The organism is Streptomyces brevispora, from assembly GCF_007829885.1.
Taxonomy (GTDB): domain Bacteria; phylum Actinomycetota; class Actinomycetes; order Streptomycetales; family Streptomycetaceae; genus Streptomyces; species Streptomyces brevispora.
Genome location: NZ_VIWW01000001.1, coordinates 6160296 through 6175873 on the forward strand (window position 1 = coordinate 6160296; position 15578 = coordinate 6175873).

14 protein-coding genes are annotated in these 15578 nt (G+C 71.3%); 9 read left to right on the forward strand and 5 right to left on the reverse strand.

The genetic code is table 11. The features are described 5' to 3' along the window. Positions 1-128 precede the first annotated feature (128 nt). Entirely contained in the window at positions 129-1574 is a 1446-nt protein-coding gene (locus tag FHX80_RS28345) for a glyceraldehyde-3-phosphate dehydrogenase (protein WP_145766789.1), read from the forward strand. A gap of 66 nt (positions 1575-1640) precedes the next feature. Here FHX80_RS28345 and fusA read toward each other — a convergent pair whose 3' ends face one another. Continuing rightward, positions 1641-3740, reverse strand: a complete 2100-nt coding sequence (gene fusA / locus FHX80_RS28350) for an elongation factor G (protein WP_145766790.1) — start codon at positions 3738-3740, stop codon at positions 1641-1643. A gap of 378 nt (positions 3741-4118) precedes the next feature. Between fusA and FHX80_RS28355 the strand changes: the two genes are divergently transcribed. Then, complete coding sequence (locus tag FHX80_RS28355) at positions 4119-4628, forward strand: hypothetical protein (protein WP_145766791.1); 510 nt, start codon at positions 4119-4121, stop codon at positions 4626-4628. Positions 4629-4736: 108 nt separating this feature from the next. Here the strand turns inward: FHX80_RS28355 and FHX80_RS28360 are convergent, their stop codons facing one another. Next, the gene (locus FHX80_RS28360; RefSeq protein WP_145766792.1) at positions 4737-5060 is read right to left on the reverse strand and encodes a hypothetical protein; all 324 of its coding nucleotides are present in this window, start codon (positions 5058-5060) and stop codon (positions 4737-4739) included. 113 nt (positions 5061-5173) lie between these two features. Next, positions 5174-6073 carry a DUF2510 domain-containing protein gene (locus FHX80_RS28365; RefSeq protein WP_145766793.1) on the reverse strand — a complete coding sequence of 300 codons (900 nt, stop codon included), beginning with the start codon at positions 6071-6073 and terminating at the stop codon, positions 5174-5176. Between the two features lie 240 nt (positions 6074-6313). On the opposite strand from FHX80_RS28365, the gene FHX80_RS28370 reads away from it, so the two are divergent. The 7 genes from FHX80_RS28370 to FHX80_RS28400 all read left to right on the forward strand — a co-directional run bounded on the left by FHX80_RS28370 (position 6314) and on the right by FHX80_RS28400 (position 12594). Further along, positions 6314-7054, forward strand: coding sequence for a class I SAM-dependent methyltransferase (locus tag FHX80_RS28370; RefSeq protein ID WP_145766794.1), 741 nt, complete (start codon positions 6314-6316; stop codon positions 7052-7054). Between the two features lie 65 nt (positions 7055-7119). Beyond that, the gene (locus FHX80_RS28375; RefSeq protein WP_145766795.1) at positions 7120-7497 is read left to right on the forward strand and encodes a nuclear transport factor 2 family protein; all 378 of its coding nucleotides are present in this window, start codon (positions 7120-7122) and stop codon (positions 7495-7497) included. A gap of 55 nt (positions 7498-7552) precedes the next feature. Further along, on the forward strand, positions 7553-8596 hold the full coding sequence (locus FHX80_RS28380; protein WP_145766796.1) for a S66 family peptidase: 1044 nt from the start codon (positions 7553-7555) through the stop codon (positions 8594-8596). A 121-nt stretch (positions 8597-8717) separates the two neighbouring features. Continuing rightward, the gene (locus FHX80_RS28385) at positions 8718-9449 is read left to right on the forward strand and encodes a FadR/GntR family transcriptional regulator (RefSeq protein ID WP_145766797.1); all 732 of its coding nucleotides are present in this window, start codon (positions 8718-8720) and stop codon (positions 9447-9449) included. Between the two features lie 210 nt (positions 9450-9659). Further along, entirely contained in the window at positions 9660-10427 is a 768-nt protein-coding gene (locus FHX80_RS28390; protein ID WP_145766798.1) for a (Fe-S)-binding protein, read from the forward strand. After that, a complete protein-coding gene (locus FHX80_RS28395; protein WP_145766799.1) occupies positions 10424-11965 on the forward strand; it encodes a LutB/LldF family L-lactate oxidation iron-sulfur protein in 1542 nt (513 codons plus the stop codon). The genes FHX80_RS28390 and FHX80_RS28395 overlap by 4 nt, the downstream gene beginning before the upstream one ends. Next, positions 11962-12594: a LutC/YkgG family protein gene (locus tag FHX80_RS28400; protein WP_145766800.1), complete on the forward strand. Its 633-nt coding sequence runs from the start codon at positions 11962-11964 to the stop codon at positions 12592-12594. Before FHX80_RS28395 ends, FHX80_RS28400 begins: the two co-directional genes overlap by 4 nt. A gap of 50 nt (positions 12595-12644) precedes the next feature. On the opposite strand, the gene FHX80_RS28405 is transcribed toward FHX80_RS28400, so the two are convergent. Next, a complete protein-coding gene (locus FHX80_RS28405; protein ID WP_145766801.1) occupies positions 12645-14546 on the reverse strand; it encodes a DUF2264 domain-containing protein in 1902 nt (633 codons plus the stop codon). After that, the gene (locus FHX80_RS28410; protein WP_145766802.1) at positions 14543-15571 is read right to left on the reverse strand and encodes a hydroxyacid dehydrogenase; all 1029 of its coding nucleotides are present in this window, start codon (positions 15569-15571) and stop codon (positions 14543-14545) included. Before FHX80_RS28410 ends, FHX80_RS28405 begins: the two co-directional genes overlap by 4 nt. Positions 15572-15578: the final 7 nt, after the last annotated feature.

Consider the following 15578-nt stretch of genomic DNA (forward strand, 5'->3'; position numbering starts at 1 on the left):
GAATCGGGGGCGTTCGCGCATGCGCGTCGGACTCATCGGTGCCGGCGTCGGCGATCACGACACCGTTTGGAAGATCAAAACAGCGGCGGGTTACCATATGAGCGCCGCCTAGCTCGAAAGATGAACCTGTGACTGTCAATGACGACTCGTTCACCAACTGGAAGAACCGCGAGGAGATCGCGGAGTCGATGATCCCGATCATCGGGAAGCTGCACCGGGAGCGGGACGTCACCGTCCTGCTGCACAGCCGCTCCCTGGTGAACAAGTCGGTGGTCAGCATCCTCAAGACCCACCGGTTCGCCCGGCAGATCGCCGGTGAGGAGCTCTCGGTGACCGAGACGCTGCCGTTCCTGAAGGCGCTCACCACCCTCGATCTCGGCCCCTCCCAGATCGACATCGGCATGCTCGCCGCGACGTACCGGACCGACGACCGCGGACTCTCCGAGGCGGAGTTCACCGCCGGGGCCGTCGCCGGCGCCACGGGGGCCGACAAGATCGAGCGTCGTGAGCCGCGCGACGTCGTCCTCTACGGATTCGGCCGCATCGGCCGCCTCCTCGCCCGGCTGCTCATCGAGAAGGCGGGCTCCGGCAACGGACTGCGGCTGCGTGCCATCGTCGTCCGAAGGGGCGCCGGCCAGGACATCGTGAAGCGTGCCTCACTGCTGCGCCGCGACTCCATCCACGGTCAGTTCCAGGGCACGATCACCGTCGACGAGGCGAACAACAAGATCATCGCCAATGGCAACGAGATCAAGGTGATCTACTCCGACGACCCGACGACGGTGGACTACACGGCGTACGGGATCAAGGACGCCGTCCTCATCGACAACACCGGCAGGTGGCGCGACCGCGAGGGACTGTCGCAGCACCTGCGCCCGGGCGTCGCCAAGGTCGTCCTCACCGCGCCCGGCAAGGGCGACGTCCCCAACGTCGTCCATGGCGTCAACCACGACATGATCAAGCCGGACGAGCAGATCATCTCCTGCGCATCCTGCACCACCAACGCGATCGTCCCGCCGCTGAAGGCGATGGCCGACGAGTACGGCGTCCTGCGCGGTCACGTGGAGACGATCCACTCGTTCACCAACGACCAGAACCTGCTGGACAACTACCACAGCTCCGACCGCCGCGGCCGCTCGGCGCCGCTCAACATGGTCATCACGGAGACCGGTGCGGCGTCCGCCGTCGCCAAGGCGCTGCCCGACCTCGACGCGACGATCACCGGCAGCTCGATCCGGGTCCCCGTGCCCGACGTCTCGATCGCGATCCTCAGCCTGAAGCTCGGGCGCGAGACCACCCGCACCGAGGTCCTCGACCACCTCCGCGAGGTGTCGCTGACGTCGCCGCTCAAGCGCCAGATCGACTTCACCACCGCCCCGGACGCGGTCTCCAGCGACTTCATCGGCTCACGCCACGCCTCCATCGTCGACGCCGGCCCCACCCAGGTCGACGGCGACAACGCGATCCTCTACCTCTGGTACGACAACGAGTTCGGCTACTCCTGCCAGGTCGTCCGGGTCGTCCAGCACGTCTCCGGGGTGGAGTACCCGACCTTCCCCGTCCCCGGGGCCTGACCCCACCGACCCTCCCCGTGTGCGGGCAGCCCGAGAGCTGCCCGCACACAGGGCCGGTCCCGCGGGCTACCGGGCCGGTCCCGGGCCCGACACCGTTCCCGGCGCCGGGGCATAGCCGGTGGCCCGGGTGGTGAACGTCCCCCGGCCCTGGGTCCGGCTGCGCAACCGGGTCGCGTAACCGAACATCTCGGCCAGCGGCACTGTCGCCGTGATCACCGCCGTACCGGGCCGCGCCGTGGAGCCGGACACCTGCCCACGCCGTGCGGCCAGGTCGCCGAGCACCCCGCCGACGGCGTCGTCGGGCACAGTGACCGTGACCTCGGCCACCGGCTCCAGCACCACCATCGCGCAACCACGCAGCGCCTCCCGGAGCGCCAACCGCCCGGCGGTGCGGAACGCCAACTCAGAGGAGTCCTTGGGATGGGTGGCGCCGTCGGTCAGCGTCACCCGCACCCCGGTCACCGGATGCCCGCCGACGGGACCCTCCACCAGAGCGTCACGGCAGCCGGCCGCCACCGCTCGGACGTACTCCTGCGGAACCCGGCCGCCGACGACGGCCGAGCGGAACACGAACTCCGCCCCGCCCGCACCGTCATGACCGTCGACGGACTCCAACGGCTCGACGTCGAGAACGACATGGGCGAACTGACCGGCCCCTCCGTCCTGCTTGACGTGCCGGTACACCAGACCCGACACACCACGCACGACCGTCTCCCGGAAGGCGACCTGCGGCCGCCCGACCCGGAGCTCCAGGCCATGGGCGCGGCGGATCTTCTCCACCGCCACCTCCAGGTGGAGTTCACCCATGCCCGAGAGCACCGTCTGACCGGTCTCGGGGTCCGTCCGCACCGCCAGCGACGGGTCCTCCTCGGCCAGCCGCGTCAGTGCCGATATCAGCCGCTCCGTGTCGGTGCTCCGGCAGGCCTCGACCGCGACCGACACGACCGGATCGGCCACGGCGGGCGGTTCGAGGACCAACGGGGCGCCCGGCGCGCACAGGGTGGCACCGGCCCGGGCGGCCTTGAGGCCGATCACCGCGACGATGTCCCCGGCCACCGCCTCGTCCACATCGACATGCCGGTCCGCCTGGACCCGCAGGATCCGGCCGACGCGCTCGCTGCGCCGGGTGCCGGCGTCCAGCACCGTCTCCCCCTTCCTGAGCGTGCCCGAATAGACCCGCAGACAGGTCAGCCGGCCCGTCGCGGTCGCGTTCACCTTGAACGCCAGCGCGGCGAACGGAGCCGCCGGATCGGCGGCCCGCTCCTGCACCGCGCCGCCGAGCGTGCCGCGTACCGGCGGCACGTCCAGCGGGGAGGGCAGATAGGCCACGACGGCCTCCAGCAGCGGCTCGATACCGCGGTTGCGGTAGGCCGAACCGCACAGCACGACGACGCCCTCACCGGCACGGGTCAGATCGCGCAACGCCTCGGCCAACGTCCGTGCGGAGAGCGTGGAGCGTGCACAGAATTCCTCCAGGGCGACCGGGTGGAGTTCCGCCACCGCCTCCTCCAGCAGCCGGCGGCGCCGCTGCGCTTCCTCCCGCAGCCCATCGGGTACCTCTCCCTCCTCGTACGTGTCACTGCCGTCGGCCCACACCAGTGCCCGCATGCGCAACAGATCCACCACACCGGTGAACCGCTCCTCGTCCCCGATCGGAAGCTGGACGACCAACGGCACCGTGTGCAGCCGCTCGCGGATCGAGGCGACCGCGGTGTCGAGGTCGGCGCCGACGCGGTCGAGCTTGTTGACGAACGCGATGCGCGGCACGGCGTGCCGATCGGCCTGGCGCCACACCGACTCGCTCTGCGGCTCCACGCCCGCGACCGCGTCGAACACCGCGATCGCACCGTCGAGCACCCGCAGCGAACGCTCGACCTCGTCGGCGAAGTCGACATGCCCCGGAGTGTCGATCAGATTGATCCGGTGGTCCGCCCACGTGCAACTCACCGCAGCGGCGAAGATGGTGATGCCCCGGTCGCGTTCCTGCGGGTCGAAGTCGGTGATGGTCGTCCCGTCATGGACCTCGCCGCGCTTGTGGGTGGTGCCGGTGGCGTAGAGGATCCGCTCGGTGACGGTGGTCTTGCCGGCATCGACATGGGCGAGGATGCCCAGGTTGCGAACGCCGCTCAGTTCGCTGGTGAGGTGACGGTGCAGTTCGGTACGCACGGTCCGTGCCCTTCGGAGTGATCCGGAAGTAGACGGCGCGATCCCCGGACGAGGAGGCCTGCTCTCAGGCCGGCGGAACCCTTGGCCGCGGCACGCCGCACGGGGCGCCGCAGCTATGACGGTTCGTCAGTGAGTGCAAGAGGCTCAGGTGTTCGTCACGGGTGTCCGGGGCCGGCCGCGCAGCCGGCGCCGGGCGGAGGTAGACACCAAAATCACCTCGTACCGCGACAGGGGAACGACGACAGCGGTGCGGTAGCGCACGGCAGGTCTCCCCTCGCTGGTCACGGTGCGCGCCATGTCGTGATGGCGGCGCGCGGGTTCGTGGCGAGTCTAGGGAGGCGGGTACGGGGAAGGGAACCGGTTTTCGCGGGGAGGCCGATGGAGTTGAGTGAGTCCGTGGCGGCCGCCGAGCGCAGCGTGGCGCTGTACCGACGTGCTGCCGAACGTGATCCCGCCGCCCACGAGCCGGAGTTGGCCGGGACACTGGCCGCGCTCAGTACCCATCTGCTTCGTATGGACACAGGCGACGGATCGGTGGCCGCCGCCCGCGAGGCGCTGGAGATCACGCGGCGTTCGGCGGAACCCGACGGTCAGGAGCACCGGGATCTCGGCCTCCGTGAAGCAGGCCTCCGCCTCCGCTTCGCTCCCGGTACGGTGCAGGGCCCGGCCGAGGAGCCGCAGTCGCTGGGCGATCCGCGACTTCTGCGGACGCTGATGGAGACGGGAGGCCGCGAGCGGTACGCGGCAGATCTGGACGCCGCGCTGTCGGGGCTCGCCGCCGCTCTGGGCGCCGGCGGTCGACGCCCACCTCGACGCGGGTCGCCCGGCCGAGGCCGCGGCGGCTCTGAACCGTATCCACCGGCTCACCGGGCGTACCGGACGCAGTGACGTGCACGCGGCCTGCGTCACCGCGTTCGCCCGTGCGCGCGCCCGGGAACCGGAGGGAGCCCGGCAGGCCTGGCAGCGGGCGACGGTAGAGCCGTGGCCCTCGTTCGTCTACCGGATCGGCTGAGTACGGCCGTGGGAGCGGCCCCCGGCCGGCGCCGAGGCATCGGCAGCGCGCCCCGAGGTCCCGGTGCGGGGCTGCCATGTCCTTCGGCACCGCCGGAGCGCGCTCCGGCCGCAGCCGCGCCACTCGGCGGGTGAGACACCCGCGCCACGGCCGCCCCGGGTGATCAGCGCGTTCACGGGCGTATGGGGGTCCAGGGCCATCGTCCGGGCCAGCAGGACCCCGATCACCAGCGGAGCCAGCGTGACGGCCAGTGTGGTGCCGGCACTGGTGACGTGCTGCATGCGGGGGCGCGGTGTGTCAGGAGCCATGGCCCCATTCCAGCAGCGACGGACCGGTGCCGGATCGGGCGGCGTACTCAGTCCGGTCGGCCCGGGTACTCACCCGGGCCGACCGGCACCCCCCACCCCCCCCGCGACAGTGACTATGCCGTGGTGCCGGGGCCGGAACCCGCGCCCGAGGCGGCCTTGATGCCCTTCGTGATGTCGTCCAGGACGGACAGGGCCGGTGCCTTGGTGTTGATGTCGAAGCCCGAACGGACCACGATCAACATGCTCTTGGCCTGGGGGGAGGGGAAGGCCAGCGACTCGACGTACCCGTCGTCACCGTTCTTCGTCACCACCTTCCAGCGCACCCGGTAGCCCTGCTGGCCGGCCACCGTGACCGCTTCGGACTTCAACTCCGTGTGTGAGGTGATGCCGCCGTAGATCTTCTCGCCGTACGATGCCTTCGCGTTGGCCGCGATGTCCTTCTCGGCCGTGGCCTTCGCGGTCTTGGTGCTCAGCTTCAGCGCCACGGCCGGGACGGAGAACACTCCGCCGCGGACGCACTTCTGCGTGGTGTCCCCGGGACAGGCGTACGTACCGGTGGTCACCCCCGCACCCATGCCCGACTCGCCCGTCCAGCCGTCGGGGACCGGGATGCTGATTCCGCTCGCCATGTCCGTGGCGTAGCCGTCCTCGGTCTGCGGCTGCTGCTGTTCGGGGCTCTCGTTCCCGCCGCCGTCGCTGCCACCGCTGCCGCGCGGTGAGCCGGGCTGCCGGCTGGGCGGTGGGGTGGGTGAAGCGGACGGGGCGGTGGCCGTGTTGTCCGTCTTCTTGCCGGGCTGGTCGCTCAGCACGTACAGGCCACCGCCGATGGCGGCGAGTACCACCACACCGGCGGTTATGCCGGCACCGATGCGTATCCGGCGGCTGCGGACGGCCGTCGGCGGCACGCGGAGGTGATCGGTCCACTGGCTGCCGTCCCACCAGCGTTCCTGGATGGGGCCAAATCCTGTGTACCCGGGGTCTGGATGCCAGCCGGGCGGGGTCGTCTGCGTCACGGCAGCCACCGTAGCCGGGTTGCGTGAGAATCCGATGAAGCAGATGCACCGGATGGACCGGATCGAACGGACGGACGGCTGAGGCTCGCCTCCCCTCTCGCCCACGCCTCATGCCTGGTTCCGGTCCAGACGTTCTGGTCTAGACGATTGATGGCGAAGCTCGCTAGCATCCGCGACAGGGCGCGGTGGCCCGCGGAAGCGGTTCGCCCGGCCCGTCGACCACGGCAGGATTGAGGGCACATGGAAGCGACTGCTCCCGACCGTCGGTTTGCCGAAGATTACCGGATCGCCCGGGAGATACCGCGCGACGGACTCACCGCATGGCGTGCGGCCGTCGCGGCCGAGGTGCCACTGGCGCCGGGGGCGGTCGTTCTGGATGTCGGGGCCGGTACGGGGGCCTTCTCGGCCGCTTTCGCCGACTGGTTCGGGGTGCGGGTGCTGGCGGTGGAGCCGGCCGGTGCCATGCGTGCGCTGATCCCGCGGACCGCGGACATCGAGGCGCTGGACGGTCGCGCCGAGGAACTGCCGGTGCCGGACGGATGCGCGGACGCCGCCTGGCTCGGCTCGGTCGTCCACCACATCGACGATCTGCCCGCCGCGGCACGGGAGATACGCAGGGCGCTGAAGCCGGGGGCACCGGTACTGATCCGCAACTCGTTCCCCGGCCGGTGCACGCGGGACCTGCGGGTGCGGTTCTTCCCCGGGACCGCGCGCATCGTCGACGGCTATCCGACCGTCGAGCAGACCTGCGCGGCGTTCGGCGCGGCGGGCTTCACCCGGGTCGCGCTGCACGCGGTGCCGCAGGAGAGCGCACCGAGCCTGACCGACTTCGCCGACCGGATCCGGCGGGACACCGATGCGAAACTCCGCGGTCTCACGGACAAGGAGTTCGAGAGCGGGATGCGGCGGCTGCGGCGGGCCGCGGCGCAGGAACCGGACCGGCCGGCCGTCAGCTGGATGGACCTGCTGGTCCTGGCTTGACGGCACGGCAAACGACCGTGCGGGCCAGGGGAGGAAGAGGGGGAGGAAGGCCCTAGGGTTTCCGCATGAGTGGAAACGATGAGGAGGAGCGGTCCGTACGGGCCGCCGTCGAGGGGGAGCTGCGGCTGCTCGATCCGGACGTGCGGGCACTGCCCGACGCGGTGACCGAACTCCTCGACCCGGAGTTCCTCGAGCTCGGCGCGTCCGGGCGGCGCTATGACGGGGTGTCGATCCTCGTCGTCACCTCCGCCGACGGCCGGCGTGCTCCCGTTCCGATCGCCGCCACCGACATGTCCGGCACGCTGCTGGCCCCCGGCCTCGTCCACCTGACGTTCGTGACGGAGAGCGACGGCGGCAGGGTGCGGCGTCATTCGATCTGGCGGCGGACGGAGTCGCGCTGGCGGCTGTACTTCCACCAGGGCACGCCGGTCAACACCCCATGATCCAGCGGCGGCTATTCGGCGGACGGCCGGTCGTGGTACCTCCTAGGCTCCGGACATGACGCTCCCCAGCTATCCCGCCAAGCCCCGCCCCGGTGACCGCGTCGCCGTACTGTCCCCCTCGTCCGGCCTTCCCGGCATCCTCCCGGTCCCGCACGAGCTGGGGCTGCGCAGACTCCGAGAGGAGTACGGGCTGGAACCGGTGGAGTACCCGTGCACCCGGAAGATGGGCTCCTCGCCCCAGGAACGGGCCGCCGACATCCACGCGGCCTTCGCCGACCCCGGGATCAAGGCCGTCATCGCCAGCATCGGCGGGGACGACATGATCACCGTGCTGCCGCATCTGGACCGGGAACTGCTGCGGGCCAACCCCAAGCCGTTCTTCGGCTACAGCGACTGCGTCAATCTGCTGGTGTTCCTCGACAACCTGGGCATCGTCGGCTACCACGGCGGATCGGTGATGGTCGAGCTGGGACGCCCGGGCGCGATGCACCCCATGACAGCCGACTCGTTGCGGGCCGCACTGTTCACCCACGAGGCCTACGAGCTCACCCCGGCGAAGGAGAGCGGCAGCGTCAACAGGCGCTGGGAGGACCCGCGGACCTTCGACCACGAACCCGACATGCTGCCCGCCGACGGCTGGACCTGGCACAACGCCGACCGGGTGGTCGAGGGGACGAGCTGGGGCGGCAACCTGGAGATCCTGGCCTGGCTGCTGATGGCGGACCGGGAGATGCGGCCTGCCGCCGAGTACGCGGGCCGGGTGCTGTTCCTCGAGACGTCGGAGGAGCTGCCCCGTGCCGAAGAGGTGTACCGGATCCTGCGGAACATGGGGGAGCGGGGACTCCTGAAGCAGTTCCCCGCACTGCTGATGGGTCGGGCGAAGAACTGGTCCTTCGACCGTCCGCTGGGAGCCGAGGACGGGGAGGAGTACCGCCTGCTGCAACGGCAGGCGGTTTTGCGGGCGTTGGACGAGTACGCCCCCGGGACCATGGCCGTCTTCGATGTCGATCTCGGCCACACGGACCCCCAGGTGGTCATTCCTTATGGCGGTCAGGTGCGGGTGGACGGCGTGGCCCGCCGCATCGTCGTGACGTACTGAGGCAGGCCGGAGGGAGCGGCGCTCGTTCTGGTCCGACCACATGTCATGTGTGACATAGTTGGAGATTCGGACAAGAGCGGTCGGCCCAGGGAACGGCCCCGGCCGCGGCAGGGGGTGGCGGATGCCCGTCGAATGGCAGCCCGTACGGCAGTCGCGCACACATGAGCTGGTGCTCCAGAGCATCGAGCAGCGGGTGTTCGCCGGTGAGCTCAAGGCCGGCGACCGGCTGCCGCCCGAGCGGGAGCTCGCCCCGGTCCTTGGTGTGAGCCGCTCCGCGCTGCGCGAGGCGCTGCGGGTGCTGGAGACCATCGGCGTCCTGGTGGCGCAGCCGGGCCGGGGTCCGGACGCCGGGGCGCGGATCGTCCGCAACCCCGAAGGTGCGCTCGGCCGGCTGCTCAGGCTTCACTTCGCCCTCGGCAGCTACAGCCTGGAGGACGTGCTGGAGGCGCGCGTGGTCCTGGAGCGGTCCAGTTTCGAGGCCGCCGCACTGCACGCCTGCGCGGCCGATCTGGACGAGGCCGAGGCGCTGGTCGTGCGGATGGGGGAGCCGGATGTCGAGGTGCCGGAGTTCAACGACCTGGACACCCGGTTCCACGTCAGGATCGCCCGTAGCTCCGGAAACGAGCTGACCTCCACCCTCACCTCCGCGGTGCGGGAGTCGGTCCGGCCGCTGATCCTGCGCGCCCTGGAGGCGGCGGAGGACTGGCCGGCCACGGCCGCCGCGCTCAACGCCGACCACATCGAGCTGCTGCGTCTGGTGCGCGCGGGCGAGGGGGCTCGGGCTGCCGATGTGGTCGAGACGCACATCCGCGGGCTGCACGGCACGCTGGTCGACGAGAAGCCCACCGCCTGAAGCCGACGCCTGACGCACACCCCCTGACGCCTGACCTGAGCCGTCGCGATGCCCGCTGCCCCGGGCGCCGCGGCGGCTTCTGCGTGGAGCGCCACCAGAGGGGATCGGCCGTCCGCGCGCGTCGGCCTCTTCCGGGGTCCGGCTTGAGGATAGTATGGTCGGACCATAAAAAGCGCCGAACATCACGCAGAGAAATGATCGGGGAGACCCATGCGCATCGGACTCTTCGCCACCTGTCTGGGAGACACCCTCTTCCCCGAGGCGGTGAAATCCACCGCGGTGCTGCTCGCGCGCCTGGGGCACGGCGTGGTGTTCCCGCCGGGGCAGACCTGCTGCGGCCAGATGCACGTCAACACCGGCTACCAGCGCGAACCCGTACCGCTGGTGCGCAATTTCGCCGAGCAGTTCGGTGACGCCTCCATCGAGGCCGTCGTCATGCCGTCGGGATCGTGCGCCGGCTCGGTCCGCCACCAGCACGCACTCGTCGCCGAACGGTACGGCGACGCGGCGTTGCGCGCGGGTGTCGCCACCGTCAGGGCGAAGACGTACGAACTGTCGGAGTTCCTCGTCGATGTGCTGGACGCCACCGATGTCGGCGCGTACTTCCCGCACCGGGTGACGTACCACCCCACCTGTCACTCCCTGCGCATGCTCAGGGTCGGTGACAAGCCGCTGCGGCTGCTTCGGGCCGTCGATTCGATCGATCTGGTCGAGCTGCCCGAGGCCGACGCCTGCTGCGGATTCGGCGGCACCTTCGCCCTCAAGAACGCCGACACGTCGACCGCGATGCTCCAGGACAAGATGCGCAACATCGCCACCACCGGAGCCGATGTGTGCACCGCCGGCGACTCGTCCTGTCTGATGCACATCGGCGGCGGACTCTCCCGGATCAGCTCCGGCACCCGCACCCTGCACCTGGCGCAGATCCTCTCCGCCACCCGCACCTCGCCGCATCTCCCGATGGAGGCCGCCCGATGAGCAGCACCTTTCTCGGCATGCCCGCGACCCCGCCCCGCTCCCCGTACGGGACGGGCAACCTGCGCGGCGACCGGACGTTCCCCGCGGCGGCCCACGACGACCTGGGCAACGGACAACTGCGCCGCAACCTCGGCAGGGCCACCCGCACCATCCGCGCCAAACGCCTCGACGTCACCGGCGAGCTGCCCGACTGGGAGGAACTGCGCGACGCGGGATCGGCCATCAAGACCGACACCATGAACCGGCTCCCCGAACTCCTGGAGGGGCTGGAGCGCAAGGTCACCGAACGCGGCGGAACGGTCCACTGGGCGCGGGACGGCGGCGAGGCCAACGAGATCGTCGCCCGGCTGGTCGAGGAGACCGGGAGCAAGGAGGTCATCAAGGTCAAGTCGATGGCCACCCAGGAGATCGGGCTCAACGAGCACCTCGAATCCATCGGCATCACCCCGTACGAGACGGACCTCGCCGAGCTCATCGTGCAACTCGCCCACGACAAGCCCTCGCACATCCTGGTGCCCGCGATCCACCGCAACCGGGACGAGATCCGGGAGATCTTCCTCAAGGAGATCCCGGGTGTGGATCCGTCCCTGGACAACGTGCCCGCGCATCTCGCCGCCGCGGCCCGCGCCTACCTGCGCGAGAAGTTCATGACGACGAAGGTGGCCGTCTCGGGAGCCAACTTCGGCATCGCCGAGACCGGCACCCTGTCCGTCGTCGAGTCGGAGGGCAACGGGCGGATGTGCCTGACCCTGCCCGACACCCTGATCACCGTCATGGGCATCGAGAAGGTGCTGCCGCGCTACCAGGACCTGGAAGTCTTCCTGCAACTGCTGCCGCGCTCCTCCACCGGGGAGCGGATGAACCCGTACACCTCGATGTGGACCGGAGTCACCCCGGGCGACGGGCCGCAGACCTTCCACCTGGTGCTTCTCGACAACGGGCGCACCGCCGCGCTCGCGGACAGGATCGGTCGCGAGGCACTCAACTGCATCCGCTGCTCGGCCTGTCTCAACGTCTGCCCGGTGTACGAGCGCGCCGGCGGACACGCCTACGGATCGACGTACCCCGGACCGATCGGCGCCGTCCTCACCCCGCAGCTCGCCGGAATGCACGCCGCCAAGGACGACCCCAACAGCTCGCTGCCGTACGCCTCCAGCCTCTGCGGGGCCTGTTTCGACGCCTGCCCGGTCAAGATCGACATTCCGTCGCTGCTGGTCGAGTTGCGCCACCAGCACACCGAGCAGTCCGGTACCACGGCCGAGAAGCTCGCCATGAAGGCGGCGGCCGGTGTGATGAAGGGGCCGAAGCTCTTCACCGCCGCGCAGAAGGTGTCGGGGCTCGGCCGCGTCATCGCCGGACGTGACGGGAAGATCTCCCGTCTGCCTCCGCCGTTCAACGGCTGGAGCGACAGCCGTGACACCCCGGCCCCGCCCAGGCAGACCTTCCGCTCCTGGCTGGCCTCGGCCGAGGGAGCGGCGACCATGCGGGCGGCCGCCGACGAACACTCGCGCAACCAGCAGCAGGAGGAGGAGAAGTGACGACCGCTCGCGAAACGGTGCTCGGCCGCGTGCGGGACGCCCTGGCTCTCGCGCCCGCCACCGACACCCCGGTCCCGCGTGCCTACCGCACCGGCCGGATCCTCCCCGACGCGGAGCGGCTGGCCCTGTTCACCGACCGGCTCGTCGACTACAAGGCCCAGGTCCACCCCTGCACAGCCGACCGCACCGCCGAGGTCGTCGCCGCGGTGCTGCGGGAACGGGGCGCCCGCCGGATCGGGGTGCCCGCCGGACTCGACCCGCGGTGGCTCACCGCATACGACGGCGAGGTGCGGCAGGACTCCGCCGATATTCCGGCACCGCGGCTGGACGCCCTCGACGGTGTCGTCACGGCCTCGGCCGTCGGCTGCGCCGAGACCGGCACGATCTTCCTGGACGGATCGCCCGACCAGGGGCGCCGGGCACTGTCGCTGGTGCCCGATCTGCATGTCTGCGTCGTCGATCTGTCGACCGTGCAGGTGGGCGTTCCGGAGGCGGTGGCCCGGCTGGTGCCGGAGCGGCCGACGACGCTGATCAGCGGACCGTCGGCCACCTCCGACATCGAACTGGAACGGGTGGAGGGCGTACACGGCCCGCGCACCCTGGCCGTCGTGATCCGCACGGACGTATGAGGGGGCGGGGGCCCGCTGCCGCGCACCCCCGCCCTGCTCCCGGTCCGGCCTCAGCCGTGGTCGACGGTCACCGGCCCGAGTCCGATACGGGTCGTCGCCGCGTCCTCGGCCCAGTTCACCTCGACCGTGTGCCCGTCGACGTTCACCCCGCTCACCACCGCGTCGAGCGCGTCGGCGCCGGGTTCCGCGGTGAGCGAGGCGAGCGCGACCAGCACCACCGTGCCCTCCGCGTCCGCCCCCAGCCGGGGCAGCACCGCCCAGGGCGTGTACGCCGTGCCCTGCGGAGCCCGTACCTCGTCCAGGGACTCCCAGCCGTGCAGGGCGTGCAGCGCCGACGTCACCGCGGATCCGGGACCGGTCGCCCAGCCCGTCTGCTCCACCCGGGCGCCGGGCGGAGCACCCAGCACCCGGTGCACCCGCAGTTCGTACCGGCCACGGACCACGGTCACGCTCTCCACCCGCAGCCCCGGCACCATCGGCGCTCCGCCGGCGAACACCGGGCGGTGCCAGGAGGCGGCCCAGCCCCAGCCGTCGCCCCCGCCCGCGCCCAGCGGGTGGATCGCGCGGCGGTCGCTGCGGGCCCCGGCGACGACGACGGCCAGGTGGTTGTCGGCCGCGTTCCCCCGTGCGGTCGGGCCGGTCACCGTCGAGTACGACTGACGGCTGTAGAGCGGGTCGTCCTGTACCGCCGACTCGCCCTCGTGCGGCCGGACATGGTCGCTGCCGTGGTTGTGCAGCCGGACGATCCCGTCCGCCCGCGTCGACTGGACGAGCAGTCCCGGCGCGGGCAGCGCGAGCACCCGGTCGGGTCCCTCGCTCGGGGCCGGCTCCTCGGTGGCCGTCCACAGCGGGTGGTCCGCCGGGGCGAGCAGTGAGACGAAGGCCTTGGACGCCCAGTAGGGGGAGGCCGGACCCGAGTAGTGCTGGATCGTCGCGTCGTGCGGTCCGTGCCACCCCAGGCTCAGCAGCCCGTCGGTGCCGGTCGCGCCGCGGTCCAGGAAGTAGCGCAGCGCCCCGCTGATCACCCGCCGGGACGTGCCCGGCGTCAGCGGGGTGTGCCCGGTGAGCGCACCGAGACCGACGGCCGAACCGGCCGCGAACCGGTAGGACAGCGAACGGCCGAAGTGGATCGGCGCACCGTCCCCGCCGAACAGCAGCGACAGGCTCTCCAGGTGCTCGCGCAGCCGTGCCCCGTAGTGTGCGGACAGCTCGGAGTCACCCGACAGATGGGCGTCCAGCACGGGGTAGAGGTGCAGGGCCCAGCCGTTGTAGTGGTCGAAGGCGCGGCCGTCGCCGTCCGCGTACCAGCCCTGACCGCGGTACCAGCCCTCCAGCAGGTCGAGTGCCCGCTGCCTCGCACGGGCCGTCTCCGCGTCGCCGCGGCCCACCGACTCCAGGAAACCGGCCACCGAGTAGGGGAACAGGTACCAGTTGTTCGGTGCGGGGGTGTGCCGCAGGGCGCCGCGCAGCCACTCCTCGGCGCGGTCCTGCACCGCCGGGTCCAGCCGGTCCCAGAGCCACGGCCGGGTGAGCCGCAGCCCGATGGCGACCGAGGCGGACTCCACCATGGGCTGGCCGAACACGGAGTGGTCCCGGATCAGTGGCCAGGACTCGGTGTCGTCCCGCCCCGGTGTGCGGGTTCCGGCGGCGAGCCCGTCGGCGTACCGGTCGAGCCAGCCGTGCGGGTCCTTGCCGTCCGCGCCCGCGACCCGGAAGGCGGCGGCGAGGAACGTGCGCGCGTACCCCTCCAGGCCGTCGGAGCGGACGCCGGACACGGAGGGGCGTCCCGGCAGGTCGAGCAGGGCGCTGCCGGGGGTGGCCCACTGCCAGGCAGCCTTCAGCAGTCCGTCCGCCGCCGCTTCCCAGTGCGCGCGGGTGTAACCGGTGTACGGGCCGGTCACCCGGTCGTCGGCGGGGAGCTCCAGCGGGGAGTTCGGGTGCGCGTGGGTCATGCGAGGAAAGCCAGCCTTTCACGTCGTACGGGATGGGCGAATCCGTCGCCCGCGGCCCAGCGTTCGGTCTCGCTCACGGCCAGATCGACGAGCCGCCGCCACTCGTTGCCCTGGGAGCCCGCGAGATGCGGGGTGATCAGGGCGTTCTCGCACCCCCACAGGGGGTGGGCGGCCGGCAGCGTGTCGGGGTCGGTGACGTCGAGGACCGCCCGGATGCGGTTGCGCAGCAGGATCTCGGTCAGCGCTTCCTGGTCGACGACGGCGCCGCGCGAGGTGTTGAGGAGCACGCCGTCCGGGCGCATGGACTCCAGCAGTTCACGGCTGACGAGTCCGTGGGTGGCGGGCAGCAGCGGGGTGTGGACGCTCACCACGTCGCTGTGCGCGAACAGTTCAGCGAGCCCCACCGGCCGGACACCGAGTGCGGCAGCCTCCTCGTCGGAGACGTACGGGTCGTGCAGCAGCACCCGGAAGTCGTAGGGCCGCAGCAGTTCGACGACCCGGCGGCCGATGAGCGAGGCCGACAGGATGCCCACGGTCCGGCCGTAGTTGCCCACCTCCGGGGAGGTGGCCAGCCAGTCGTCGCGGTGGCGCTCGACCCGGTAGTCGCGGGCCCGTTCCAGGGCCCGTTTGCCGGAGAGCAGGATCATCGCGACGGTGTACTCCGCGACCGGCAGGGCGTTGGCGGCGGCGGCCGACGACACCTCGATGCCGCGCTCCCAGCAGGCCTCGGTGATGTGTCCGCGGACGCTTCCGGCCGTGTGCGCGACGGCGCGCAGCAGGGGCGCCGCGGCCAGCGCCGCCTCGTCGACGGGCGGACAGCCCCAGCCGGTGACCAGCAACTCCGTGTCCGCGAGTACGGCGCGGGCCCGGTCGGTGGTGAAGTCGTCGAGCACGGGCAGCGGCGCGAGGTCGCACACCTCGGACAGTGCGGCCAGCGAATGGTTGTCCAGCAGGGCGGCCGCGGCATCCGGCTTCATGGCGACGGCGGCACGCGGCCGGCGCCGCGCGGCAGGGGTGGTGGGCATCTTTCTC